The sequence below is a fragment of the Streptomyces caniscabiei genome, from assembly GCF_014930365.1.
GTDB classification, from domain to species: domain Bacteria; phylum Actinomycetota; class Actinomycetes; order Streptomycetales; family Streptomycetaceae; genus Streptomyces; species Streptomyces caniscabiei.
Genome location: NZ_JABXWI010000018.1, coordinates 124,745 through 148,385 on the forward strand (window position 1 = coordinate 124,745; position 23,641 = coordinate 148,385).

The 23,641-nt window shown below is 69.9% G+C and carries 20 protein-coding genes and 1 tRNA gene; 13 read left to right on the forward strand and 8 right to left on the reverse strand.

Translation table 11 applies throughout. The features are described 5' to 3' along the window. Window positions 1-29 precede the first annotated feature (29 nt). The 4 genes from desA to HW837_RS38535 are packed head-to-tail and all read left to right on the forward strand — an operon-like array spanning window position 30 to window position 5,092. Window positions 30-1,475 carry a lysine decarboxylase DesA gene (gene desA, locus HW837_RS38520; RefSeq protein ID WP_045557704.1) on the forward strand — a complete coding sequence of 482 codons (1,446 nt, stop codon included), beginning with the start codon at window positions 30-32 and terminating at the stop codon, window positions 1,473-1,475. A 25-nt stretch (window positions 1,476-1,500) separates the two neighbouring features. Further along, window positions 1,501-2,763, forward strand: a complete 1,263-nt coding sequence (locus HW837_RS38525; protein ID WP_234442513.1) for a lysine N(6)-hydroxylase/L-ornithine N(5)-oxygenase family protein — start codon at window positions 1,501-1,503, stop codon at window positions 2,761-2,763. Further along, window positions 2,760-3,323: a GNAT family N-acetyltransferase gene (locus HW837_RS38530; RefSeq protein ID WP_193381050.1), complete on the forward strand. Its 564-nt coding sequence runs from the start codon at window positions 2,760-2,762 to the stop codon at window positions 3,321-3,323. The genes HW837_RS38525 and HW837_RS38530 overlap by 4 nt, the downstream gene beginning before the upstream one ends. Further along, window positions 3,320-5,092 (forward strand): IucA/IucC family protein, encoded by a 1,773-nt coding sequence (locus HW837_RS38535; RefSeq protein ID WP_193381049.1) that lies wholly within the window; start codon window positions 3,320-3,322, stop codon window positions 5,090-5,092. The genes HW837_RS38530 and HW837_RS38535 overlap by 4 nt, the downstream gene beginning before the upstream one ends. Before the next feature lie 95 nt (window positions 5,093-5,187). On the opposite strand, the gene HW837_RS49160 is transcribed toward HW837_RS38535, so the two are convergent. Together HW837_RS49160 and HW837_RS38545 are read right to left on the reverse strand one after the other, a co-directional pair. Continuing rightward, window positions 5,188-6,942 (reverse strand): CHAP domain-containing protein, encoded by a 1,755-nt coding sequence (locus HW837_RS49160; RefSeq protein ID WP_052682861.1) that lies wholly within the window; start codon window positions 6,940-6,942, stop codon window positions 5,188-5,190. Window positions 6,943-7,163: 221 nt separating this feature from the next. Further along, entirely contained in the window at window positions 7,164-8,783 is a 1,620-nt protein-coding gene (locus HW837_RS38545) for a beta-N-acetylhexosaminidase (protein ID WP_237310202.1), read from the reverse strand. A gap of 105 nt (window positions 8,784-8,888) precedes the next feature. On the opposite strand from HW837_RS38545, the gene HW837_RS38550 reads away from it, so the two are divergent. Continuing rightward, a complete protein-coding gene (locus HW837_RS38550) occupies window positions 8,889-9,764 on the forward strand; it encodes a DUF4429 domain-containing protein (protein ID WP_093791010.1) in 876 nt (291 codons plus the stop codon). Between the two features lie 55 nt (window positions 9,765-9,819). Here HW837_RS38550 and HW837_RS38555 read toward each other — a convergent pair whose 3' ends face one another. Next, entirely contained in the window at window positions 9,820-11,421 is a 1,602-nt protein-coding gene (locus tag HW837_RS38555) for a purple acid phosphatase family protein (RefSeq protein ID WP_193381046.1), read from the reverse strand. 186 nt (window positions 11,422-11,607) lie between these two features. On the opposite strand from HW837_RS38555, the gene HW837_RS38560 reads away from it, so the two are divergent. Further along, window positions 11,608-11,865 (forward strand): hypothetical protein, encoded by a 258-nt coding sequence (locus HW837_RS38560; protein WP_045557710.1) that lies wholly within the window; start codon window positions 11,608-11,610, stop codon window positions 11,863-11,865. Between the two features lie 16 nt (window positions 11,866-11,881). Further along, window positions 11,882-13,699, forward strand: coding sequence for a glutamine--fructose-6-phosphate transaminase (isomerizing) (gene glmS / locus HW837_RS38565; RefSeq protein ID WP_045557711.1), 1,818 nt, complete (start codon window positions 11,882-11,884; stop codon window positions 13,697-13,699). A gap of 250 nt (window positions 13,700-13,949) precedes the next feature. On the opposite strand, the gene HW837_RS38570 is transcribed toward glmS, so the two are convergent. Further along, a complete protein-coding gene (locus HW837_RS38570; protein ID WP_045557712.1) occupies window positions 13,950-14,480 on the reverse strand; it encodes a universal stress protein in 531 nt (176 codons plus the stop codon). Window positions 14,481-14,997: 517 nt separating this feature from the next. On the opposite strand from HW837_RS38570, the gene HW837_RS38575 reads away from it, so the two are divergent. From HW837_RS38575 to HW837_RS38590, 4 genes are all read left to right on the forward strand, one after another. Next, window positions 14,998-15,285, forward strand: coding sequence for a hypothetical protein (locus tag HW837_RS38575; RefSeq protein ID WP_086784109.1), 288 nt, complete (start codon window positions 14,998-15,000; stop codon window positions 15,283-15,285). 378 nt (window positions 15,286-15,663) lie between these two features. Further along, the gene (locus HW837_RS38580) at window positions 15,664-16,890 is read left to right on the forward strand and encodes a helix-turn-helix domain-containing protein (RefSeq protein ID WP_045557714.1); all 1,227 of its coding nucleotides are present in this window, start codon (window positions 15,664-15,666) and stop codon (window positions 16,888-16,890) included. Between the two features lie 106 nt (window positions 16,891-16,996). After that, on the forward strand, window positions 16,997-17,599 hold the full coding sequence (orn, locus tag HW837_RS38585) for an oligoribonuclease (protein ID WP_045557715.1): 603 nt from the start codon (window positions 16,997-16,999) through the stop codon (window positions 17,597-17,599). Window positions 17,600-17,727: 128 nt separating this feature from the next. Further along, window positions 17,728-17,800: transfer RNA gene (locus HW837_RS38590), tRNA-His, on the forward strand. Between the two features lie 51 nt (window positions 17,801-17,851). Here the strand turns inward: HW837_RS38590 and HW837_RS38595 are convergent. After that, entirely contained in the window at window positions 17,852-18,154 is a 303-nt protein-coding gene (locus HW837_RS38595) for a hypothetical protein (RefSeq protein WP_143110753.1), read from the reverse strand. A 105-nt stretch (window positions 18,155-18,259) separates the two neighbouring features. Here HW837_RS38595 and HW837_RS38600 point away from each other — a divergent pair, with 105 nt between their 5' ends. Next, window positions 18,260-20,050, forward strand: coding sequence for a tetratricopeptide repeat-containing protein (locus HW837_RS38600; RefSeq protein ID WP_143110754.1), 1,791 nt, complete (start codon window positions 18,260-18,262; stop codon window positions 20,048-20,050). A gap of 95 nt (window positions 20,051-20,145) precedes the next feature. Here the strand turns inward: HW837_RS38600 and HW837_RS38605 are convergent, their stop codons facing one another. Continuing rightward, window positions 20,146-20,631 carry a hypothetical protein gene (locus HW837_RS38605; protein WP_093791013.1) on the reverse strand — a complete coding sequence of 162 codons (486 nt, stop codon included), beginning with the start codon at window positions 20,629-20,631 and terminating at the stop codon, window positions 20,146-20,148. Between the two features lie 140 nt (window positions 20,632-20,771). On the opposite strand from HW837_RS38605, the gene HW837_RS38610 reads away from it, so the two are divergent. After that, window positions 20,772-21,191, forward strand: a complete 420-nt coding sequence (locus tag HW837_RS38610) for a pyridoxamine 5'-phosphate oxidase family protein (RefSeq protein WP_371271554.1) — start codon at window positions 20,772-20,774, stop codon at window positions 21,189-21,191. Here HW837_RS38610 and HW837_RS38615 read toward each other — a convergent pair. Beyond that, window positions 21,166-22,002 (reverse strand): serine/threonine protein kinase, encoded by an 837-nt coding sequence (locus tag HW837_RS38615; protein ID WP_093791015.1) that lies wholly within the window; start codon window positions 22,000-22,002, stop codon window positions 21,166-21,168. The two genes, HW837_RS38610 and HW837_RS38615, sit on opposite strands and share 26 nt — an antisense overlap. Window positions 22,003-22,169: 167 nt before the next feature. Beyond that, the gene (locus tag HW837_RS38620) at window positions 22,170-23,225 is read right to left on the reverse strand and encodes a LacI family DNA-binding transcriptional regulator (RefSeq protein WP_045557800.1); all 1,056 of its coding nucleotides are present in this window, start codon (window positions 23,223-23,225) and stop codon (window positions 22,170-22,172) included. Window positions 23,226-23,641 lie beyond the last annotated feature (416 nt).

Below are 23,641 nucleotides of genomic sequence, written 5' to 3' on the forward strand. Positions count from 1 at the left end.
CCGGACCGCCCCGCTCGGAGGACCTCCCCATGCGCTCGCACCTGCTCAATGACACGACCGCGGAGCGGTACCGCCGCACCGTGACCGAAGGCGTGGAGCGGGTGGCGGCCAAACTCGCCACCACCGAACGACCGTTCACCGGTGTCACCGTCGACGCCCTCGCCCCCCGCATCGAGGAGATCGACCTCGACCGGCCGCTGCACGACACGGCCGCCGTCCTCGACGAGCTGGAGGACGTCTATCTGCGGGACGCGGTCTACTTCCACCACCCGCGCTACCTCGCCCACCTCAACTGCCCGGTCGTCATCCCGGCCGTGCTCGGCGAGGCCGTCCTCTCCGCCGTCAACTCCTCCCTGGACACCTGGGACCAGTCGGCCGGCGGCACCCTGATCGAGCGCAAACTGATCGACTGGACCAACGAGCGCATCGGGTTCGGTCCCGCCGCCGACGGCGTGTTCACCTCCGGCGGCTCGCAGTCCAACCTCCAGGCCCTGCTCCTCGCCCGGGAGGAGGCCAAGACCGACAGCACCGCCAAACTGCGGATCTTCGCCTCCGAGGTCAGCCACTTCAGCGTGAAGAAGTCGGCGAAACTGCTGGGCCTGGACCAGGACGCCGTCGTCTCCATCCCGGTCGACGGCGACAAGCGCATGCAGACCATGGCGCTCGCCCGTGAGCTGGAGCGCTGCAAGAGCGACGGTCTGGTCCCCATGGCCGTCGTCGCCACCTCCGGCACCACCGACTTCGGTTCCATAGACCCGCTGCCCGAGATAGCCGAGCTGTGCGCCCAGTACGACACCTGGATGCACGTCGACGCGGCCTACGGCTGCGGTCTGCTCGTCTCCCGCAAGCGCCGCGACCTGCTGAACGGCATCGAGCGCGCCGACTCCGTGACCGTGGACTACCACAAGTCCTTCTTCCAGCCGGTGAGTTCGTCCGCCGTGCTCGTCCGGGACGCGGCCACGCTGCGCCACGCGACCTACCACGCGGAGTACCTCAACCCGCGACGCATGGTCACCGAGCGCATCCCCAACCAGGTCGACAAGTCCCTCCAGACCACCCGCCGCTTCGACGCGCTCAAACTGTGGATGACCCTGCGCACCATGGGCGCCGACGGCATCGGTCAGCTCTTCGACGAGGTCTGCGACCTGGCGGAGGAGGGCTGGAAACTGCTCGCCGCCGACCCGCGCTACGACGTCGTCGTGGAGCCCCAGCTCTCCACGCTGGTCTACCGCTACATCCCCGAGGCCGTCACCGACCCGGCGGAGATCGACCGCGCCAACCTCTACGCCCGTAAGGCCCTGTTCGCCTCCGGCGACGCCGTGGTCGCCGGCACCAAGGTCGGCGGTCGCCACTACCTGAAGTTCACCCTGCTCAACCCCGAGACCACGGCCGAGGACATCGCCGTCGTGCTCGACCTGATCGCCGGCCATGCCGAGCAGTACCTGGGAGAATCCCTTGACCGCGTCGCTTCCTGAACCCGCTGAGTACGCGGAATCCGCCGTGAAAACCCACGACTTCATCGGCATCGGACTGGGCCCCTTCAACCTCGGCCTCGCCTGCCTCACCGAGCCCATCGCCGAACTCGACGGGATCTTCCTGGACTCGAAGCCGCACTTCGAGTGGCACTCGGGGATGTTCCTCGACGGCGCCCACCTCCAGACCCCGTTCATGTCGGACCTGGTGACCCTCGCCGACCCGACCTCCCCGTACTCCTTCCTGAACTACCTGAAGGACTCGGGACGGCTGTACTCGTTCTACATCCGCGAGAACTTCTACCCGCTGCGGGTCGAGTACGACGACTACTGCCGCTGGGCCGCGGGCCGACTGAGCAACGTCCGGTTCAACACCACGGTCACCGAGGTGACGTACGAGGACGACGTCTACGCCGTACGCACGGCCGACGGCGACGTCCTGCGCGCCCGGCGCCTCGTCCTCGGCACCGGCACCGTCCCGTACATCCCCGAGGCCTGCCAGGACCTGGGCGGCGACTTCTTCCACAACGCGCAGTACATGCACCGCAAGGAGGAGCTGCGGTCGAAGAAGTCGATCACGATCGTCGGCAGCGGCCAGAGCGCCGCGGAGATCTACCACGAACTCCTCTCCGAGATCGACGTCCACGGCTACCAGCTCAACTGGGTCACCCGCTCCCCGCGGTTCTTCCCCCTCGAATACACCAAGCTGACGCTGGAGATGACGTCCCCGGACTACATCGACTACTTCCGCGCGCTGCCCGAGGAGACCCGCTACCGGCTGGAGAAGCAGCAGAAGGGCCTCTTCAAGGGCATCAACGGGGATCTGATCGACTCGATCTTCGACCTGCTCTACCAGAAGGACGTCACCGCCGGCGGCCGTCCGGTCCCGACCCGTCTGCTCACCAACTCCTCGCTCAACAGCGCCACCTACGAGGACGGGCGGTACACGCTCGGTCTGCGCCAGGACGAGCAGGGCAAGGACTTCGAGATCGAGACCGAGGGCCTGATCCTGGCCACCGGCTACCACTACCGGCCGCCGGCCTTCCTCTCCTCGATCAGCGACCGGCTGGTCTTCGACGGCCACGGCCGCTTCGACGTGGCCCGCAACTACTCCATCGACACCACCGGCCGCGGCGTCTTCCTGCAGAACGCGGGCGTCCACACCCACAGCATCACCTCGCCCGACCTGGGCATGGGCGCGTACCGCAACGCGTACATCATCCGCGAGCTGCTCGGCACCGAGTACTACCCGGTGGAGAAGACGATCGCCTTCCAGGAGTTCGCCGTATGAGCGGCCCGAACGGTACGGACTTCACCTTCCGCCCCCTGGACCCGCTGACCGACGCCGAGCTGCTGCACGGCTGGGTCACGCACCCCAAGGCGGCGTACTGGATGATGCAGGACGCCCGGCTGGAGGACGTCGAGCGGGCGTACATGGAGATCGCGGCCGACCCGCACCACCACGCCCTGCTGGGGCTGCGCGACGGCGAACCCGTCTTCCTCATGGAGAAGTACGACCCGGCCCACCGCGAACTCGTCGGCCTGTACGAGCCCGAGCCGGGTGACGTCGGCATGCACTTCCTGGTGCCGCCGACCGACACCCCCGTGCACGGCTACACCCGGTCCGTGATCACCGCCGTGATGGCCCACCTCTTCGAGGACCCGGCCACCCACCGGGTCGTCGTCGAGCCGGACGTGGCCAACAAGGCCGTCCACGCCCTCAACGAAGTCGTCGGTTTCGTCCCCCACGCCGAGATCGACAAGCCGGAGAAGCGCGCGCTGCTGAGCTTCTGCACCCGCGAGCAGTTCTTTCGCAGCCAGAGCCTGGCTGCCCGAGGAGTAGCCGTATGACCCTGTCCGATGCCGTCGCGCATCTGTCCCCCCACCACTGGGCACGGGCCAACCGCCTGCTCATCCGCAAGGCCCTCGCCGAGTTCGCCCACGAGCGGCTCATCACGCCGGAGGCCACCGCCGACGGCCGCTTCGAGGTCCGCGGCGACGACGGTGCGACCCGCTACGGGTTCACCGCCGTCCGCCGCGCCCTCGACCACTGGCAGGTCGACGCCGACTCGATCACCCGTCAACGAGACGGCGTCGACCTCCCTCTGGCCGCCCTGGACTTCTTCATCGAGCTGAAGGGGTCCCTCGGCCTGAGCGACGAGATCCTCCCGGTCTACCTGGAGGAGATCTCCTCCACCCTGTCCGGCACCTGCTACAAGCTCACCAAGCCGCAGACGACCGTCGCAGAGCTGGTGGACGCCGGCTTCCAGGCCATCGAGACGGGGATGACCGAGGGCCACCCCTGCTTCGTCGCCAACAACGGCCGCCTCGGCTTCGGCGTCCACGAGTACCGGGCGTACGCCCCCGAGACGGCGAGCCCCGTCCGCCTGGTCTGGCTGGCCGCGCACCGCTCCCGGGCCGCGTTCACGGCGGGCGTCGGCATCGAGTACGAGGCCTTCCTGCGGGACGAGCTGGGCGCGGAGACGGTCGCCCGCTTCAACTCCGTACTCACCTCACAGGAGTTGGACCCGGCCGACTACCTCTTCATCCCGGTCCACCCCTGGCAGTGGTGGAACAAGCTCTCCGTCACCTTCGCCGCCGAGGTCGCCCAGCGGCACCTTGTCTGCCTCGGCGAGGGCGACGACGAGTACCTGGCCCAGCAGTCGATCCGGACGTTCTTCAACAGCTCCGCCCCCGAGAAGCACTACGTCAAGACGGCCCTGTCCGTCCTCAACATGGGCTTCATGCGCGGTCTGTCGGCGGCGTACATGGAGGCTACCCCGGCCATCAACGACTGGCTGGCCGGCCTCATCGACAACGACCCGGTGCTGAAGTCCACGGGCCTGTCGATCATCCGCGAGCGCGCGGCCGTCGGCTACCGGCACCTGGAGTACGAGGCCGCCACCGACAAGTTCTCCCCGTACCGCAAGATGCTGGCCGCGCTGTGGCGCGAGAGCCCGGTGCCGTCCCTCCAGGAGGGCGAGTCCCTGGCGACGATGGCCTCCCTGGTCCACGTCGACCACGAGGGCAACGGCTTCGCGGCGGCCCTGATCGAGCGCTCGGGCCTGACGCCGACCGAGTGGCTGCGCCGCTACCTGAAGGCGTACCTCACCCCGCTCCTGCACAGCTTCTACGCCTACGACCTGGTCTTCATGCCGCACGGCGAGAACGTGATCCTGGTGCTGAAGGACGGCGTGGTCGAGCGGGCGATCTACAAGGACATCGCCGAGGAGATCGCGGTCATGGACCCGGACGCGGTCCTCCCCCCGACGGTCGAACGCCTTCGTGTCGACGTCCCCGAGGACAAGAAGCTCCTGTCGATCTTCACGGACGTCTTCGACTGCTTCTTCCGCTTCCTGGCCGCGAACCTCGCCGAGGAAGGCGTCCTGGACGAGGAGGACTTCTGGCGCACGGTCGCCGAGTCCGTCCGCGACTACCAGCACGCGATGCCCGAACTCGCCGACAAGTTCGCCCAGTACGACATGTTCGCCCCCGAGTTCGCCCTCTCCTGCCTCAACCGCCTCCAGCTCCGCAACAACAAGCAGATGGTCGACCTCGCGGACCCGGCGGGCGCGCTCCAGCTGGTGGGCAACCTGAAGAACCCCATCGCGGGCCTGTAGCCCCCGGCCCCCTGAACAGACGGGCACCTCGGAGTACGGTCCTCCGAGGTGCCCGTCGTGTTCCGTCACTCGTCGTACGGGCCCGGCCCTCGCCGTCAGTACCAGTGAGGGTCCCTGTTGGGGTCGAACTGCTGGACCCTCCTGGCGAGATTGGACCCGTCGGCGGTGACGCCGTACCGGCTGCGGACGTACCGCATCGCGGCGGCGATGCACGCCACCGGGTCGTAGATGTTCACCGAGGTACCGGGGGCGTGACGCTCGGCAAATGTCTGCGGGATGCACTGCACGATGCCACGGGAGCACTGGAAGTGCGTGAGCGCGCCGTTCCGCCGCACGATCCGCCCATCGGCGTGGTAGCCGTCCCCGTAGTCCTTGACCTTGCTGAAGCCGGCAGGTGTTATCGCGTTGGAGTCCCACAGATTGCAGGCGTTGGCGTTGCCCGACGACTCACGCGCGATGGCCGTCAGGAAGCCCTTCACCCAGTAGCGGCTCGGCTGGACTCCCGCCGCCGTGGCGGCCTGCTCGATCCACTCCTCGGGCGTCCCCTCGCCCGTGAACCGGTGGAACGTCACCTGTTTCGGGTCGATCTGCCCCTGGGCCCCTATCCCGTCACCGCCCGTCGGCCCGCCCGACGGGAACCCGTCACGGACCCGGAACAGTCCGGCGCGCTGCCCGAGTTCCGTCAGCGACTGCATGCCCGGGGTCCCGGTGGCGTCGGCGCCGGAGTAGTGCAGCACCGTCCGGCGGAACTCGTCGTAGAGGGCCTGCGTGGCGTCCTCGAAGATCCCGCGTTCGTCGATCGCCTGCGTGTGCATGACCTTCTCCAGCCCGTCCTGCACCAGAGTCACATCGGCCTTCGGACTGGCCGCCCCGCCCGGCTGCGCCCGTTCCTCCTCGGCGCTGTGCGTCGAGGCCCAGACCACCTGGTTCAGGCTGACCCAGGGCTGTTCCGCGGCCGGGGAGGAGCCCGCCCGGACGTTGAACAGGTCCGACCGCCTGCCCAGTTCGACCAGTTCCGCGGGCCGGGGAACGCCGTGGCCGTCCGCCTCGTGATGCCCCAGCTTCTCCGCGCGGAACCGCTCGAAGAGTTCCTGGGTCTCCGCCTCGAACACGGCGTGCGGGTCGTCCGGGGCGACGCCCATGACCTTCTCCAGCGCGTCCTGGACGAGAGCGACATCGTCCGCCGTCGTGCCGTGGCCGTTGCCCTCGATCTGGTCCTCGGCCGTGGGGTGCGTGGCCGCCCAGGTGATCTGGTTCGCGGACACCCAGGGCAGCGCCTCCTCGGCCTCCGCCGCGAGCAGGCCGTCGGACTCACGGGAGACGGCAGTGGCCATGTACGTGAATCCGGGCTTGTTCTTCAGCCCCGGATCGGCCGTGACCACTCCCTCCTCGAACTGCGGCAGCCCGTATCCATAGAGATAGGCGTCCCGGCGGGCGCGCTTTTTCAAATACACCCCATTGCCCTCGGCCGAACCGTTGGCGTTGGTGTTCCCCTCGATGGTGTACGTGTAGTCCGCGTCGTACTTGTGGACGAGTCCGACGTGCGACCCTCCCGAAGGGCCGAAGAACACCATCGCCCCGACCGCGGGATAGTACGAGAATCTGCCGCGGCTCTTGTACCAGTTGACCGCCGCGAGGCACGAGGCGGTCACCGGAGCCAGGCCCTTCACACCGGCCTGCTGGAAGGCCCAGGACTGGAAGGTCTGGCACCAGGCCATGTTCTGCGACCATTCCAGGCCGGGAACCGCGGGGGAAAACTTCTGACGGTTGTTGTAATGCCCGTTCGAGAAACCTTCGCGGTATCCCACTTCGGTCTTCTCGATGGCGATGAGAGTGTCCGTCTGACCCATCGCGCCCCATCTCCTTTTCCGGGGTGCGCGGGCCCAGGGAACGGTGCGGCACGAAGGTGTGCGAAGAAGACGAGGAACGCGAGGAACGCGAGGAAACGTCGCGGCAATTCCGCGTTCGGCCACCGGTCACTGGGCTCGCGCGGCCATTTCGTTCATGCTAGCTCCGGGGCCATCACGCCGCATCTCACCCGTTCGGCGCATGGGACACGCGCCCCCGAGCCCTAACGCGCGGGCCACGGCACCTGGGGTGCCCGGAAGTACCCGATCCCGAGCGCCTCCCACCGCGGCCCCTGCGCGGCGAGCCGCCCCCGGTACCCCTCCCAGTCGAGCGCGGACGCGGGCGCCCACCCCAACTCGGCGACCCCCGGCAGCCTGGGGAACACCATGAGGTCCATGTCGGCCGGCGTCACGATCGTCTCGGTCCACAGCGGCGCCTCGACCCCCCGGATCGCGGCACCGGGCACCCCCGCCAGATAGGCCCCCGGATCCCAGTCGTACGCCCGGCGCACATCCACGTATCCCGCCCAGTCGAGCCCGAGCGGCGTGTCCTTGTCGTACTTCATGTCGAGGTAGATCCGGTCGGCGGGCGAGAGCACGATCCCCGTCCCGTTCCGCGCGGCGGCGGCCACCCGCTCCCGCTCCTCCGCGTCCGTGCTGTCCAGCCCCCAGTACTGCGCGAGGGCGCCCCGCGCCGGCGTCGCCCCGGTCAGCTGGTGCCAGCCGACCACGGTCTTGCCGTACCGCTCGACGACCGGCTGCACCCGGTCCATGAACTTCACGTAGTCGTCATGGCTGGTGGAGTGCGCCTCGTCGCCGCCGATGTGCAGATACCGCCCGGGCGTGAGCGCGGCCAGTTCCCGTACGACGTCGTCCACGAAGTCGTACGTCACGTCCTTGTCGACGCACAGGGAGCTGAAGCCGACCTCGGTGCCGGTGTAGAGCGGCGGGGCGACCCCGTCGCAGTTCAGCTCGGCGTAGGAGGCGAGTGCCGCGTTGGTGTGGCCCGGCATGTCGATCTCGGGGACGACCTCCAGGTGGCGTGCGGCCGCGTACCGGACGATCTCCCGGTAGTCGGCCTTGCTGTAGTGGCCGCCGGGGCCGCCGCCGACCTGCGTGGAGCCGCCGTGGGAGGCGAGGCGCGGCCAGGAGTCGATCGCGATGCGCCAGCCCTGGTCGTCGGAGAGGTGCAGATGCAGCTTGTTGAACTTGTAGAGCGCCAACTGGTCGACGTAGCGCTTGACCTGGTCGACGGTGAAGAAGTGGCGGGAGACGTCCAGCATCGCGCCGCGCCAGCCGTAGCGCGGGGTGTCCCTGATGGTGCCGCCCGCGATCAGCCAGGGGCCCGGCTGGGCGGATTCCTTCTCGACGGCGGCGGGCAGCAGTTGGCGCAGGGTCTGGACGGCGTGGAAGAGCCCGGCGGGCGCGCGGGCGGTGAGGGTGACACCGGAACGGCCGCTCTCCAGCCGGTAGCCCTCCTGGCCGAGATCCGTCTCCCCGGGGGCCAACCGCAGGCGGATTCCGGCCTCCTGACGCTCCGTCACGGGCAGCGGGAACCCCGTCGAGGGCCGCAGGATCCCGGCGAGGTACTCCCCCACCCGTCGGGCCTCGGGCCCGCCGGCCACGACGACGCGTGTGCCGCTCGTCAGCCGGTACGGTGCTCCGCCGGCCCGGACCGAGGCGGGGGCCGGGATCACCTGCCCGAGCGGGACGGTGGCGGCGTGGGCGGGGGCGTCGGCAGGGGTGTTGTCGGACACGGGTGCGGCTCCCACGGCGAAGATCCCGGCCGCCACAACCAGCAGCAGCGAACCGAGAAGGCGGGTCGATCCGTGGTGCGGTCTCACGAGGAGCTCCCTCCACTCATCGAACGGTGCGCTCCCCACCATCGCCCCTCCACCCCCTTCAGGTCTAGACCATCTCTCCCTTCGGCCGGTGGAACAATCCCCCTCATGGCGGAAATCCTCCAGCGGGACGGCACGTGGACCTTCGACGGCGACACACTGCGGCTGACCCCCGGCCGCGACAAGAGCGTGAGCCTGCTCCGCAAGACCTTGGGTGAACTCTCCGTCCCGCTGGGCGCGTTGGCGGGCATCTCCTTCGAGCAGGGCAGGAGGTCGGGACGGCTGCGGCTGCGCCTGCGCGACGGCTCCGACCCCCTCCTCCAGGCGACCGGCGGCCGGCTCACCGACGCCGACGATCCGTACCAGCTGAGCGTCGACGCCGACCGGTTCGGCGTCGCCGAGTACGTCGTGGACGAGATCCGGGGCGCGCTGCTGCTGGACGAGGTGCCGACCGACGCGGTCGACGCCTATCTCCTCGCCGGCCCGGCCGTCCCGCTCTCCGTCTCCGCCGGGGACGGCACCGTGAGCTTCGACGGCGACCGCGTACGGCTGGAGTGGAACTGGAAGACGGAGGACGCGAAGGCCGCGGCCGGGGCGCGGACGCTGGCCCTGACGGACATAGCGGGCGTCGAGTGGCAGCCCTCGGTCGGCCTGGAGAACGGCTACCTCCGCTTCACCGTACGGAACGCGCCGACCAAGGCCCCGCCCAAGTACGACCCCAACTCCGTCGAGCTGTGGGGCTTCAAGAAGGACCCGCTGATGGCCCTGGTCGCGGCGGCCGTACAGGCCCGGCTCCCGCACCCCGCGGCCCCGGCGCCGAAACAGCTCATACCGTCCGCCTCGCCCCAGGACCGGCCCGCCCCCGAGGAGGACCACGACGCCCTGCTGCGCCGTCTGCGCGAGCTGGGCGACCTCCACCGGTCCGGGGTGCTCACGGACGAGGAGTTCACCCTGGCCAAGCAGGCGGTCCTCAAGCGCCTGTGACAGGCGTTCGAGGACCGCCACGAGGTCACCCGGGGTAAGTGACGGCGACCGGCGGTCACTTGGCCCGGCGTGCCACCGTGAAGTGGTCGATCCGCGCGCCCGTCTCGGCGATGCCGCTCACGGTGAGCGTGGTGTGGTGCCCCTTCGGCGCGGGCTTCACGTCCACCCGGAGGAAGGAGTAGTCGAGGTAGCGCACCCGCGACCAGGCGACCGTCTCGTTCTGCTTGCCCTCCTTCACGTTGACGAAGGAGGCCACCGACTCGACCTCGTCCTCGTGCCCCTCGTACGACTGCGCGGCACTGAACGCGTACAGACTGCGGCCGGCCGCGCCCGCCGTGACGTACACCACGCCCTCGGTCTCCGGGTAGACCGTGCCGCCGATCGGCAGCTTCTTGGCGACCGCGCCGCCCTTGATGACGTCGGTGCGCTCGTACTGGTGGTTGTGCCCGTTGATGACCAGGTCCACCGAGTACTTCTCGAACAGCGGCACCCACTCCTGTCGCACGCCGCCTTCCGAGGCGTGCGCCGTGGATGTGCAGTACGCGCAGTGGTGGAAGAAGACGACGACGAAGTCGATGTCGCGGGAGGCCCGGAACTTCTTCAGCTGCGCCTGGAGCCACGTCGTCTGGGTGCCGCCGGAGATGCCGAGGTTGGCCGGGATCTCGAAGGAGATGTCGTTGGCGTCGAGGGAGATGACGGCCGTGTTGCCGTAGACGAAGGAGTAGACGCCCGGCAGGTTCTTCCGGTCGGGGCCGTTGTCGGGGAGGTTCCAGCGGGCCTCCTCGCCTCCGTAGCCGTTGGGCGAGTACCAGGCCTCCATGTCGTGGTTGCCGTACGCGGGCATCCACGGCACGGACTTGGCGACGGACTCGGTCTGGGCCAGGAACTGGTCCCACACCCGGGAGTCGAAGCCGGTGTCGGCGGTCTTGCCCTGTCCCGCCGGGTCGGCGTAGGCGATGTCGCCGGCGTGCAGGTGGAAGGCCGGGTTCTGGCCGAGCAGCAGGCTGTTGTTGGCGAGGCCGTGGTAGCCGACGCCCTCGTCGCCGAAGGCGGTGAAGGTGAAGGGCTCCTTGTCGGCGGGGGCGGGGGCGGTGGTGAAGGTGCCGAGGGTGCCCAGCAGGTGCGGTTCGGCCGGGTCGAAGCCGGTGTGGCCGACGCCGTAGTAGTAGGTGCGGCCGGGCTTGAGGTGGGTGAGCTTCGCGTGCACGTAGTACTGCGTGTGGTCGCCGCTCGCGCCGACGCCGGCCGGGGTGAAGAGGGTGCGGACCTCGGCGTCGATGCGACGGGAGAGGTCCTGGGGGTGGGCGCCGATCCGGATGAACGGCTTCCGGACGGCGACCGGGACCTGCCACGAGACGGTGACCTCGGTGCGGGGGTCGTTGCCGAAGGCGAGATGGCGGCCGAAGGGGGCGACGAGAGAGCCGTCGACGCGCTCGGTGCCGGTACCGGCCAGGGTCGGGACGGAGGTGGTCCGGAGGGCGGCCGGGCCGGTCGGGGCGGCGGCCCGGGCCGTGGCCGGGACGAACACGCCACCGGTGACGGCGCCGAGGGTGACCGCGCCGCCTCTGATCATCGAGCGTCGGGAGAACGTGGAGCGCAGGTACTCGTGCTGCTCGGCCATGCTCATGCGCTCGGCCAGCCGCTCGGGTACGCCCATGCGAGGAATGTCCATGGCGTCCGAAAGTCGTCGCCTCAGGCGACGGGCTGCCGGACGCCGGGTGGACAGCGCACGAACAGGTCCTCATGACAGATCCAATGTTCTCCCAAAGAGATTCAACACACCCCTGCCCGATTTCGGGCAGATTTCTTGCACATCACTCTGTGGTGCCCCAGGATCTACCGAGTGCACGACGAACTCGTTGATCACCTGACGCGATCCTCGCCCCTCAACCGGGGCGAGGCGCTGCGTGTGATCCAGGACGTGCTCGCCTACTTCGACGAGACGACTGAGGACTTCGTCCGTCGCCGCCACCGCGAGCTCCAGGCCCAGGGCCTGGTCAACGCGACGATCTTCGAACAGATCGAGGCGGACCTGAAATACCGGGCGGTCGCACCACCGGAGCTCACGCTCAGGCAGCTGCGCCGCATCGTCTACGGCTGAAACGGGATACGTATATATGTGCGGGATTGTCGGTTACATCGGCAAGCGCGATGTGGCGCCGCTGCTCCTGGAGGGCCTGCAGCGCCTGGAGTACCGGGGCTACGACTCGGCGGGCATCGTCGTCACCTCGCCCAAGACGGCCGGCCTGAAGATGGTCAAGGCCAAGGGCCGGGTCCGTGACCTGGAGGCCAAGGTCCCCGCGCGCTTCAAGGGCACCACCGGCATCGCCCACACCCGCTGGGCCACCCACGGCGCCCCGTCCGACGTGAACGCCCACCCGCACATGTCGGGCGACAACAAGGTCGCCGTCGTCCACAACGGCATCATCGACAACGCCTCCGACCTGCGCAGGAAGCTGGAGGCGGACGGCGTCGAGTTCCTCTCCGAGACCGACACCGAGGTCCTCACCCACCTCATCGCGCGCTCCCAGGCCACCACCCTGGAGGAGAAGGTCCGCCAGGCGCTGCGGATCGTCGAGGGCACCTACGGCATCGCCGTCATGCACGCCGACTTCAACGACCGTATCGTCGTCGCCCGCAACGGCTCCCCCGTCGTGCTCGGCATCGGCGAGAAGGAGATGTTCGTCGCCTCGGACATAGCCGCTCTGGTCGCCCACACCCGCCAGATCGTCACCCTCGACGACGGCGAGATGGCCACTCTCAAGGCCGACGACTTCCGCACCTACACCACGGAGGGCACCCGCACCACGGCCGAGCCCACCACCGTGGAGTGGGAGGCCGCCTCGTACGACATGGGCGGCCACGACACCTACATGCACAAGGAGATCCACGAGCAGGCCGACGCCGTGGACCGCGTGCTGCGCGGCCGTATCGACGACCGCTTCTCCACCGTCCACCTCGGCGGCCTCAACCTGGACGCCCGCGAGGCGCGCCAGATCCGCCGCGTGAAGATCCTCGGCTGCGGCACCTCGTACCACGCGGGCATGATCGGCGCCCAGATGATCGAGGAGCTGGCCCGCATCCCCGCGGACGCCGAGCCGGCGTCGGAGTTCCGCTACCGCAACGCGGTCGTCGACCCCGACACCCTCTACATCGCCGTCTCCCAGTCCGGCGAGACCTACGACGTGCTGGCGGCCGTCCAGGAGCTGAAGCGCAAGGGCGCCCGGGTCCTGGGTGTGGTGAACGTGGTCGGTTCGGCGATCGCCCGCGAGGCGGACGGCGGCATCTACGTGCACGCGGGCCCCGAGGTCTGCGTCGTCTCCACGAAGTGCTTCACCAACACCACCGTCGCCTTCGCCCTGTTGGCGCTGCACCTGGGCCGCACCCGTGACCTCTCCGTCCGCGACGGCAAGCGGATCATCGAGGGCCTGCGCAAGCTCCCCGGTCAGATCTCCGAGATGCTGGAGCAGGAGGAGGAGATCAAGAAGCTGGCCGAGAGTTACGCCGAGGCCCGCTCGATGCTCTTCATCGGCCGCGTCCGGGGCTACCCGGTGGCCCGCGAGGCCTCCCTGAAGCTCAAGGAGGTCTCCTACATCCACGCCGAGGCCTACCCCGCCTCCGAGCTCAAGCACGGCCCGCTGGCCCTCATCGAGCCCGCCCTGCCGACGGTCGCGATCGTCCCGAACGACGACCTGCTGGAGAAGAACCGCGCCGCCCTGGAGGAGATCAAGGCCCGCAGCGGCAAGATCCTCGCCGTCGCCCACCAGGAGCAGGAGAAGGCCGACCAGACGATCGTCGTCCCGAAGAACGAGGACGAGCTGGACCCGATCCTCATGGGCATCCCCCTCCAACTCCTCGCCTACCACACGGCGTTGGCCCTGGGCCGGGACATCGACAAGCCCCGGAACCTGGCGAAGTCGGTGACGGTGGAGTAGAGCGCCTCCCTCAGGAGAACGAAGACGGACCCCCACGTGATGCCACCCATCACAAGGGGGTCCGTTCGATGACGCCGGGGTCGCCCAATACATCCCGGCGCCGCTGCCAACTACCGTGGCCGTCACACCACTCGGTCCGGCATCACGCGGGTTATGCCCTTCACAAGGACACAAACACCCCTACGCGCCAGTAGACTTGGGCGTTTCCCGAACGTCGTTCCGAACGTCGTTCCGAAGGTCGTTCCGAACGTCAGGGAATCACGATGACCGGCCGCTGCGCCCGCTTGGCGAGCCGGCCCGCGACGGACCCGAAGATCCGCCCGACGATCCCGTGCGTCGACCCGACGACGATCGCGTCGGCCTCGTACTCCCGCCCCACCTCTTCGAGTTCGTGGCAGATGTCGCCACCGCGCTCGACGAGGATCCAGGGCACCTCGACGAGATAGTCGGCGCAGGCCAGCTCCAGCCCGAGCACCTCGGTGCGGTGATCGGGGACGTCGACGAAGACGGGCGGCTCGCAGCCGGCCCACACGGTCGTGGGCAGCCGGTTGGCGACGTGCACGATGATCAGGCCCGAACCGGAGCGGCGGGCCATGCCGATGGCGTACGCGAGGGCACGCTCACTGGACGTCGAACCGTCGAAACCGACGACGACGCCGTGCTTGAAGGCGGGATCGCAGGAGGGGCGCGCCTCTTCCGCCGCCAGGGGCTCTGCCGCCGCGTGATCGGCGACGGGCCGCCGCTCGCGGTCCGCGGAGTCGAAGAATTCGTGACCGGCCATGGGTGTCTCGGCGTTCGGATCCTCGTGGATGGGACGACGTGGATGGGACGTCGGTGCGCGGCGGAGCCGTGTCCGGGAAACATCTTCCCAACCCCATACCCCCAAGGGTACGTCCGCACGCCTCCTCCGCCCAGATCCCGCACCGGCTGCGCGGGGTTCCAGGGAGCATGCACGAGCACGGCCCCGTAACGCAATGGTTGCTGCCACGTACAGCCGGTTTACGCGGGTAGGTGAACGCCGACCCCAAGCCGCGCGACAACCCGATCGAGCGGCACAGTGACCGACGGGTCGAACACGCGTTGAACCCCCGTAAGCCGATCCCGAGGGAGCCAGGAGGGAGCCCGCAGTGCCCGCCCACCGCACAGCGCACCGGACCGCGTCGCGCCCCGCGCCCCAGCCCGTCCCCGCCCCCGCGGCGGCCCCCGCCTCCGAAGCCGGGTCCGCCGCCCCGCCCCCGGCCACCACCCCGGCGCCGGCCCCGGCCGCGCCTCCCACGCCCGCCGACACCGCCACCGACGTGGTGCGCTGGGCGGCGTTCAGCTGCGTCCTCGTCCCGGTCGTCCTCGTCTGGTACGGCACCTCGCTCGCCGGCGCGACGGGCGCGGCCCTCGGCCTCGCCGCGGTCACCGGCGTCTGCCGCGTCCTGCTGCGCCAGTCCGAGCGCGGTGCGGCCCGCGCGGCCCGCGCCGGCGCCACCCGTTCGATGGCCGAAGATCGCGCCTCCTCGCGCGGCCGACGCGGACGCCCGGCCTCCGGGGCGCACGGGGGCGGACGGAACTCCGGCGCGAGTACGCCGGTCGACTGACCGGTTTCCGCGCACACCCCCGTATCTTTTCAGCCAACTTCGGCCACCTGCGCATCCCTTGGTCGAACACCCCTCCACCCCCCGTTCGACCTGCACTGAAAGGGGTCCAGGGCCCGCGCGCACCCTACGTGGACCGGCCACGGGGACGAGGCGCACTTCCCTGCACGGCCTACGAGTGCAACGCTTCGTGATCGAATGCTTTACGCCAAGTTGCCATGTCGACAATGTGCCGGTTGGCGATCTGGTCACGCCGGCACCACGGGACACAGTAGATTCGATCATGACTGTCTTACGGCGGGGGACTCGTGCAGGACCAAGGGGAAACGTGCAGGAGCGACACAACCGAGGAGCCGCGACCACCGAGGGGGGCTTAGCAGTATGAGCCACGACTCCACCGCCGCGCCGGAAGCCGCGGCCCGGAAACTGTCCGGGCGACGCCGCAAGGAGATCGTCGCGGTGCTGCTGTTCAGCGGCGGCCCCATCTTCGAGAGTTCCATACCACTGTCGGTGTTCGGGATCGACCGCCAGGACGCCGGCGTACCGCGCTACCGCCTGCTGGTGTGCGCGGGCGAGGAAGGCCCGCTGCGGACCACGGGGGGCCTGGAACTCACCGCACCGAACGGCCTGGAGGCGATCTCGCGGGCGGGCACGGTGGTCGTGCCCGCATGGCGTTCGATCACCTCACCGCCACCGGAGGAAGCGCTCGACGCACTGCGCCGAGCGCACGAAGAGGGTGCCCGCATCGTCGGCCTGTGCACCGGCGCATTCGTGCTGGCCGCCGCCGGCCTGCTGGACGGCAGGCCCGCGACGACGCACTGGATGTACGCGCCGACACTGGCCAAGCGCTATCCGTCCGTCCACGTCGATCCACGCGAGCTGTTCGTGGACGACGGGGACGTACTCACCTCGGCCGGTACCGCGGCCGGAATCGATCTCTGTCTGCACATCGTGCGGACGGACCACGGGAACGAGGCGGCAGGGGCCCTGGCCCGCCGTCTGGTGGTCCCACCACGCCGATCGGGCGGCCAGGAGCGCTACCTCGATCGATCTTTACCCGAGGAGATCGGCGCCGACCCGCTGGCCGAGGTCGTCGCCTGGGCACTGGAGCACCTCCACGAGCAGTTCGACGTGGAGACGCTCGCGGCGCGCGCGTACATGAGCCGTCGTACGTTCGACCGCCGGTTCCGCTCGCTCACCGGGAGCGCTCCCCTGCAGTGGCTGATCACTCAGCGCGTACTGCAGGCGCAGCGGCTGCTGGAGACGTCGGACTACTCGGTGGACGAGGTCGCGGGGCGGTGCGGCTTCCGTTCGCCGGTGGCGCTGCGCGGGCACTTCCGGCGGCAGCTGGGTTCGTCGCCGGCGGCGTACCGGGCCGCGTACCGGGCCCGGCGGCCGCAGGGCGAGAAGGCCGGCGACCACCACGACGGCCCGCACGGCGTCCCGGGGCCGCCCCCGATGGCGCCGGAGCACGCGCCGGTGCCGCTCCAGGCCCGGCGCACGGCCGCGGCGAGCGCCCTGGCGCCGTCGGCGTCCCTCTCCACGGAGGGCGCCAAGCCGGAGCTGTATGCGACGGGCCGCCTGCCGGGCCAGCGCAGCGCGCCGTAGCCCGCACGGCTGTATGACGTACGGCCCGGTCCCGCACCGATCACCCTGTGATCACCCTGGTGCAGGACCGGGCCGTACGGCTGTCACGGGCCGTAAGGTGAGACACATGAACGATCGCATGGTGTGGATCGACTGCGAGATGACCGGCCTCTCGCTGTCGGACGACGCGCTCATCGAGGTGGCCGCCCTCGTCACCGACTCCGAGCTGAACGTGCTCGGCGACGGAGTCGACATCGTCGTCCGCCCGCCGGACTCGGCGCTGGAGACGATGCCGGAGGTGGTGCGCGAGATGCACACCGCGTCCGGCCTGCTGGACGCCCTGGCCGGCGGCACGACGCTCGACGACGCCGAGGAGCAGGTCCTCACGTACGTACGGGAGCACGTGAAGGAACCGCGCAAGGCCCCGCTGTGCGGCAACTCGGTGGGCACGGACCGGGGATTCCTCCTGCGGGACATGCCGACGCTGGAGGAGTACCTCCACTACCGCATCGTGGACGTCTCCTCGATCAAGGAGCTGGCCCGCCGCTGGTACCCGCGGGCGTACTTCAACAGCCCCGAGAAGAACGGCAACCACCGGGCCCTCGCGGACATCCGCGAGTCCATCGCCGAGCTCCGCTACTACCGCGAGGCGATCTTCGTCCCGCAGCCCGGCCCCGACTCGGACACGGCCCGCACGATCGCCGCGAAGCACGTCCTGCCCGGGCGGTAGCCCCGCCGCCGGGGCCCCACGGGGCCCCGACCGCCCCCCACCCGAAACGTGTGCGCGGGCACCCCTGAACACCCTGTACACTTTTTCTCGGCCGGTCGGTGAAACCTTCGGATGAACCGCCGGTCATGGTGGGTGTAGCTCAGCTGGTAGAGCACCTGGTTGTGGTCCAGGATGCCGCGGGTTCGAGTCCCGTCACTCACCCTGAAGAATCGGCCCCGGTTCGCGCAAGCGGATCGGGGCCGATTCGTTCCATCAGGTCTGTCGGCGATGGCCTCGCCAGGCCGCGAAAAGGCCCGTGCCCACGGACGTGACAGCCGCGAAGGCCTCGGGACCGGCCAGCAGGAACACCGCGGCGACCACCGCGAGCAGGCCCACGAGGGCAATGAGATCAAGGGTGCGCTCGACGAGAGCCGTGTGAGCCGTCTCAGGCGCTCCATGCACCGTCGGACGCTTCGTGCGATGTGTTTTCTTCGGCATGCGACCAGTGAAGCCGGGCACGGTGGGAATGCTCAGATAGTCGAACGGTCCCGCAGCACACCGGATGTGGCGGATCACGGCCGGACGTTCCCGAACGCCGTCGGACGGCCGGAAGTTCACTCGCTCCACGACACCGAACCGCTGCCCGAGGACGCATGCCGGACGGAATCGGAGGGGGACCACGTGGACGTCCAGCAAGGGCTCGCCGAACTGGCCGCGGACTTGAGGGCACTGCAGATCCAGCACGGCAACCCGGCCCTGCGCGAGATCGAACGGCATGCCCCGGCCGAGCGCCCCCTGCCCCCGTCGACCGTCAGCGAGGTACTCAACGGCAAACGTCTCCCCCGACTCGACCTGCTCCTCTCGCTCGTCCAGACACTGCTCGGCTTCACCGACGGCGGCCACCACCGCCCGGTTCCCTCGCGCGACCCCCGGATCGAGAGTTGGCGCGATCGTTGGAGCGCTCTGCAACTCCTTCAGAGGTCGGCCAAGCAGACCGTGGCGGCGACCGAGGCGTCTCAGCCGCAACCGCGCACGCAGGCGTCGCCGCCCTCGCCGGGCCCCGACGACACGGCCCGGGTGTCCCCGTTCGACGAGCCGCCGGCTGTGCGCATCTTCGTGGCGATGCCCGGCAGCTCGATGGGCGAAGAAGCCCGATGGACGAACATCCCGGAGATCCGACGACGACTGCTGGACCCCGTGGCCACGCGCGTCGGCAGAGCGTTGGGGTGTGAGACGGATCTGGTCATCGAGAAGGAGAAGACGTTCATGGGAACCATTCACCGCTCGATGTTCCGGGAGGCCATGGAGGCCGATGTCTACATTGCCGACCTGAGCGGCGCCAACCCCAATGTGTACTTGGAGCTCGGGGTGCGCTGGGCGCTGCGGGACGCGGTGACCGTGCTGATCGCCCAGGACGTACGGGAGGTTCGGTTCAACGCCGCGGCAAGTCGAGTGATCGGCTACGGCCCCATGCCGGAGGAACTCGAGGAGGCCCAGCGGCAGATCGCCGAGGCAGTGGTCGGCGGAGTGCGCCGGCGTGAGCATGTGGACAGCCCCGTACGCGAAGGATCCGCCTACGTGACGGTGCCGCGTGCCCACTACGAAGGCTTGGCCACGGAGATCGCGGGCCTGCGGGCACAGCAGGGCGAGGATCTCATCGACGCGGCCCTCGCCCTGAGCCGGGACGACCAGAGCCGGAGCATCGAGTTGCTGCACGAGGCGGTCGCCCGCAATCCGTCCAGCCTGCGCGGGCACCACGAGCTGGGTGTCGCGCTGCGCCGGGAGAACCGCCATGCCGAGGCGGAGGCGATGCTGCGGATCTGTGTGCGGCTGCGGCCCGACCACGCCCCCAGCTGGCGTGAGCTGGGCACTACGCGCAGCAAACGAGGTGCGCTCCAGGAGGCAGCGGACGCGTTCGCCCGCGCGGTCGAACTCGACGACTCCGACGGGGAGACCTGGGCCACCCTGGGTGGTTTGCACCGGCGGCTGGCTCGCCGGGACCCTCCCGAGCGGTTCGACGCCGACGAACTGGAGCGGGCCCTCGGCTGCTATCGACGAGCGGTCGCGCTGAGTGGCAACGACACCTATCCGCGGCTCAACGAGGCCAGGGTGGAACTGCTGCTCCACGGGGTCCACGGAACCGACCCCTCGCCTGTCCTGGACAGATTCCGCCGACTGGAGCACCTGGCACGGTTCGCCGCGGAGGACACGGCGGGAGCGGACCCCTGGCCCGTCTTCGACCTCGCGGACACCCTGCTGCTGACGGGCCGCGAGGAGGAGGGCCTCATCGAGCTGCGGAAGGCGATCGGCCTGGTACGGCCGCACGAGACCGAGTCCGTGCTCTCGTCCGTCGTGGCGCCGCTGCAAGACTTCCTGATCTACGGCCAGTTGTTGACCGCGCCCGCCAGAAGCGCCGTGGACGCGGCGGTCGCCGAGTGCCTACGTCATCTGCCGCCCCACACCCCGAGCTGACAACCGACCACCGCAGGCACCCCCACATGTCACAGATCAGCCCTACCGCCGGCCCGACCGTCACCCCGTACGGTCGGGCCTTCCGGGCATGGCCATCAGCAGGAGTCGTAGCGCCAGACCCCGGCCTCGCGCACCCACGGCTCCTGCTTCTGGTCGAACTTGGGGATGCCGACGCCGTACGAGACGCGCGCCTCGTCGCCGGAGATCTCGTCGACCTCGAACCGCTTCACGTCCTTCGGCTCGGAGTCGCCGATGGCCTGCTCGGTCTGTTCGGCCCGTTCGGTCAGTACGGCCATGCCGGCGGGCGTGATCTGCTTCCGGCAGCGTGCGGACAGCATGCTGTGGGCGCTGTCGGGGTCGTTAGCGAAGTACGCGGCGTTGTAGGCGCGGACCGCCGCTTCGAGGCCGGCGGTGTCGGCGGCAGAGATCGCCGGCCGGCTGGGCGCGGCGCTCGGCTGCCTCGCAGCGGCGGACGGCTTGCCGTCAGCGTCGCCGGGCTTGTCGGCGGGCTCGTCGTCGGACGTGCACGCGGTGAGCGCGACGACCGCCGCGACGAGTAAGGCGGTGACACGGGTGCGCATGGTTCCCCCTGAGAGCTGTGAGTCGAGAGAGCATCGTGGCACGCGCCCCTTCGCCACACGCCGAGACCTAGGTCGAAGGTCGCTGGGCGGGAACCGTTCGGTGTCGGAGGATGAGAGCCGTGGACTCTCCTGACTTCGACGTGGACGACTTCCTGCGGCGGCCCCTCACCGCTCGCCTCGCGACCAACGGCCCCACGGTGCGCCCTGTCTGGTTCCTCTGGGAGGACGGGGCCTTCTGGGTGCTGACGGGGCCGTGGGCCCGCTTGTTCGACCGGGTGAAGGAGGACCCCCGCCTCGCCCTCGTGGTGGACGAGTGCGACATCGCGACGGGTCGGGTCCAGCAGGTGATCGCGCGGGGGCGCGCTGAACTGGTGCCCTTCGACGTGCCGAGGGGACGCCGCAAACTGACCCGCTATCTGGGAGCCGACGAGGCCACCTGGGACACCCGCTTCGTGCACTACCTGCACGACGACCCGGCCGAACGAGGCACGATGTGGCTCCGCCTGACCCCCACCTCCCTCACGGCGACGGACCTCAGCTACTCAGCCAGGCTGCCCTGAACTCCCTTACCCCGGCGAAGCGTTCACCGGGATGGGGGTGCGTGGCCCGCTCCAGGACGGCGAGTTGAGCGGCCGTACCACGCCAGGCACGCTCCTCGTCCCCCGCGTCGAGCAGCAGCCGTGCGGTGCGTCCCAGCGCGTGGACCGTGGTGCGGTTGTCGATCGTCGCGCCGCGCTCGAACTCTTCCGGGGCCATGAAACGAGTCGACCCCGGCAGCCGCTCGGCATCCAGCACGAAGGGGCCCGGCCGGTACTCGTCCAGGTCGATCAGCCGCATCTCCGCCGCCGCGAAGTCGTACAGCAGGGCGCCGTCGTAGAAATCCACGGCGACGTACCCGGCGTCCTCGACGGCGAGGTGAGCGTCGAGGACGCGGGCGAAGGCCGCCTCGACCCGGTCGACGGGGAGCGAACGGAAGCGGGCCATAGGACTGCCGGGGTTCGTACGGTCTCCCCTGCCGCGCTCCGCCGGGTCGTACAGCACCTCGCCGTCCAGCCAGGGCATGACCACCGCCGCCCCGTCCCGCGACGCGATCCGATGCGACTGCGGGACGATCACCGGATGCCGCACGGCCCGGTGAAAATCCGATGCCCGCTCCAGCGACCGCAGCCCCCTCCCGTCGAGGGCCGTCTTCACGAACCACCGCTCATCGCGGTCCGGCAGATGAACGCCATAGGCCATGCACCCCGAGTCCTGCTTCCCGAACACCCGGAAGACGTCGCCGGTGCGGGCCAGGTACTCCCCTATGGGGCCTTCGACACCGTCGACGCCCAGCAGCGGGTGCTCACCCGCGCTTTCCCCCACTACCGCCAAGCCTCTCCATGAACGCCAGGCTGCCGGCAGCACGCCCCGGCCGCACCGGGGCGGTCTCGCACGGTGTCGCCGACGATCACCGGCGGCGGTCCCGGTCGACGGGAGGGTTCGCAGGTACTCATCACGCCACCGCCTTCGCCACCGTGCCGATCACATGCCGGCGTGCTTCAGGAAGAAGCCCGTGCCACCAGTTCCGTCGGCAGCATTACCTGGCGTCGTTCCAAGCCCCTCGACACCGCCGGGCGGCGGTCCGCGATCTCGTCGAGGAGGAGGTCGATCATGGCTCGGCCCATTTCCTCTATGGGCTGGCGGACGCTGGTCAGAGGGGGATCCATGTGGCGGGCGATCGCCGAGTCGTCGTAGCCGACGAGGGCGACGTCGTCGGGTATGCGGCGGCCCGCCTCGCGCAGCACCTGGCGGGCGCCCGCCGCCATCACGTCGGACTCGACGAAGACCGCGTCGAGGTCGGGGCAGCAGGACAGCAGTTCCCTCATCGCCCGGCGGCCGCCCTCCTCCGTGAAGTCGCCGGGGACGATCAGGCGCTCGTCGACCTCGCGGCCGGCGTCGACGAGGGCCTCGCGGTAGCCGACGACCCGGCGCTGGGCACCGTAGACGTCCAGCCGGCCGGTGATCGTAGCGATGCGGGCGCGGCCCCGTTCGATCAGGTGCTCGACCGCTGAACGGCCGCCGCCGTAGTTGTCGGAGTCGACGGAGGGAAGCGTCTCGTGCTCCGAGCGGGGGCCGCTGATCACCGCCGGGATCTCCAGTTGTGACAGCAGATCCGGGAGCGGGTCGTCGGCGTGGACCGAGACCAGGAGGACCCCGTCGACACGGTGCGCGGCCAGGTACTGGGCCAGCCGGCGGCGCTCCCGGTCGCTGCCCGCGAAAATCAGCAGGAGCTGCATCTCCGTGTCGGACAGCTGGGCGCCCACACCCTTGAGGATGTCGGAGAAGTACGGTTCCGCGAAGAAGCGGGTCTCGGGCTCCGGCACGACCATCGCGATCGCGTCCGTGCGGTTCGCCGCGAGCGCGCGGGCCGCCGTGTTCGGGACATAGCCGAGCTCCGCGACGGCCGCCTCGACCGCCGCGCGGGTCGCGTCACTGACCCGGGGCGAACCGTTGATCACCCGGGACACCGTCCCCCGGCCGACACCGGCCCGTGCGGCGACCTCTTCCAACGTCGGCCGCCCACCGCTCCGGCCCCGTGCTCCGTGGCCTGCCACCATGGTCGCCTCCCGTTCACACCGCGCTGGCGTGGAATCTAACAGTCCTGATCCTCGTACGACGTCCGGGAAGTGCCCACCCGGGTTTCGGTGCCGTCGGTGGCGCCGGCCCGCACCCGTCCCGGCGCTCCGATGTCATCCCGTCCGGGACGACTGATTACACGAGTCAAACAGTGGCCCGCGTACGGCCGACACCCGCCCGTGCGCCACCGCCACCTGTCCTGAGCACCACCGACCACCTGTCCGTGCACCACCGACCACCTGTCCGTGCACCGCCGGCATCCGGCCCGAGCACCACCGACGCCCAGGAGCGAGCACCGTCGGCGCCCGACACCGGCCCGTCGCCGCCGCCCCGCGCCGCCGACCTCCGCCACCCCGCAGGGCCGCGCACCCGACCGTTTTCGGGCATGGCCGAC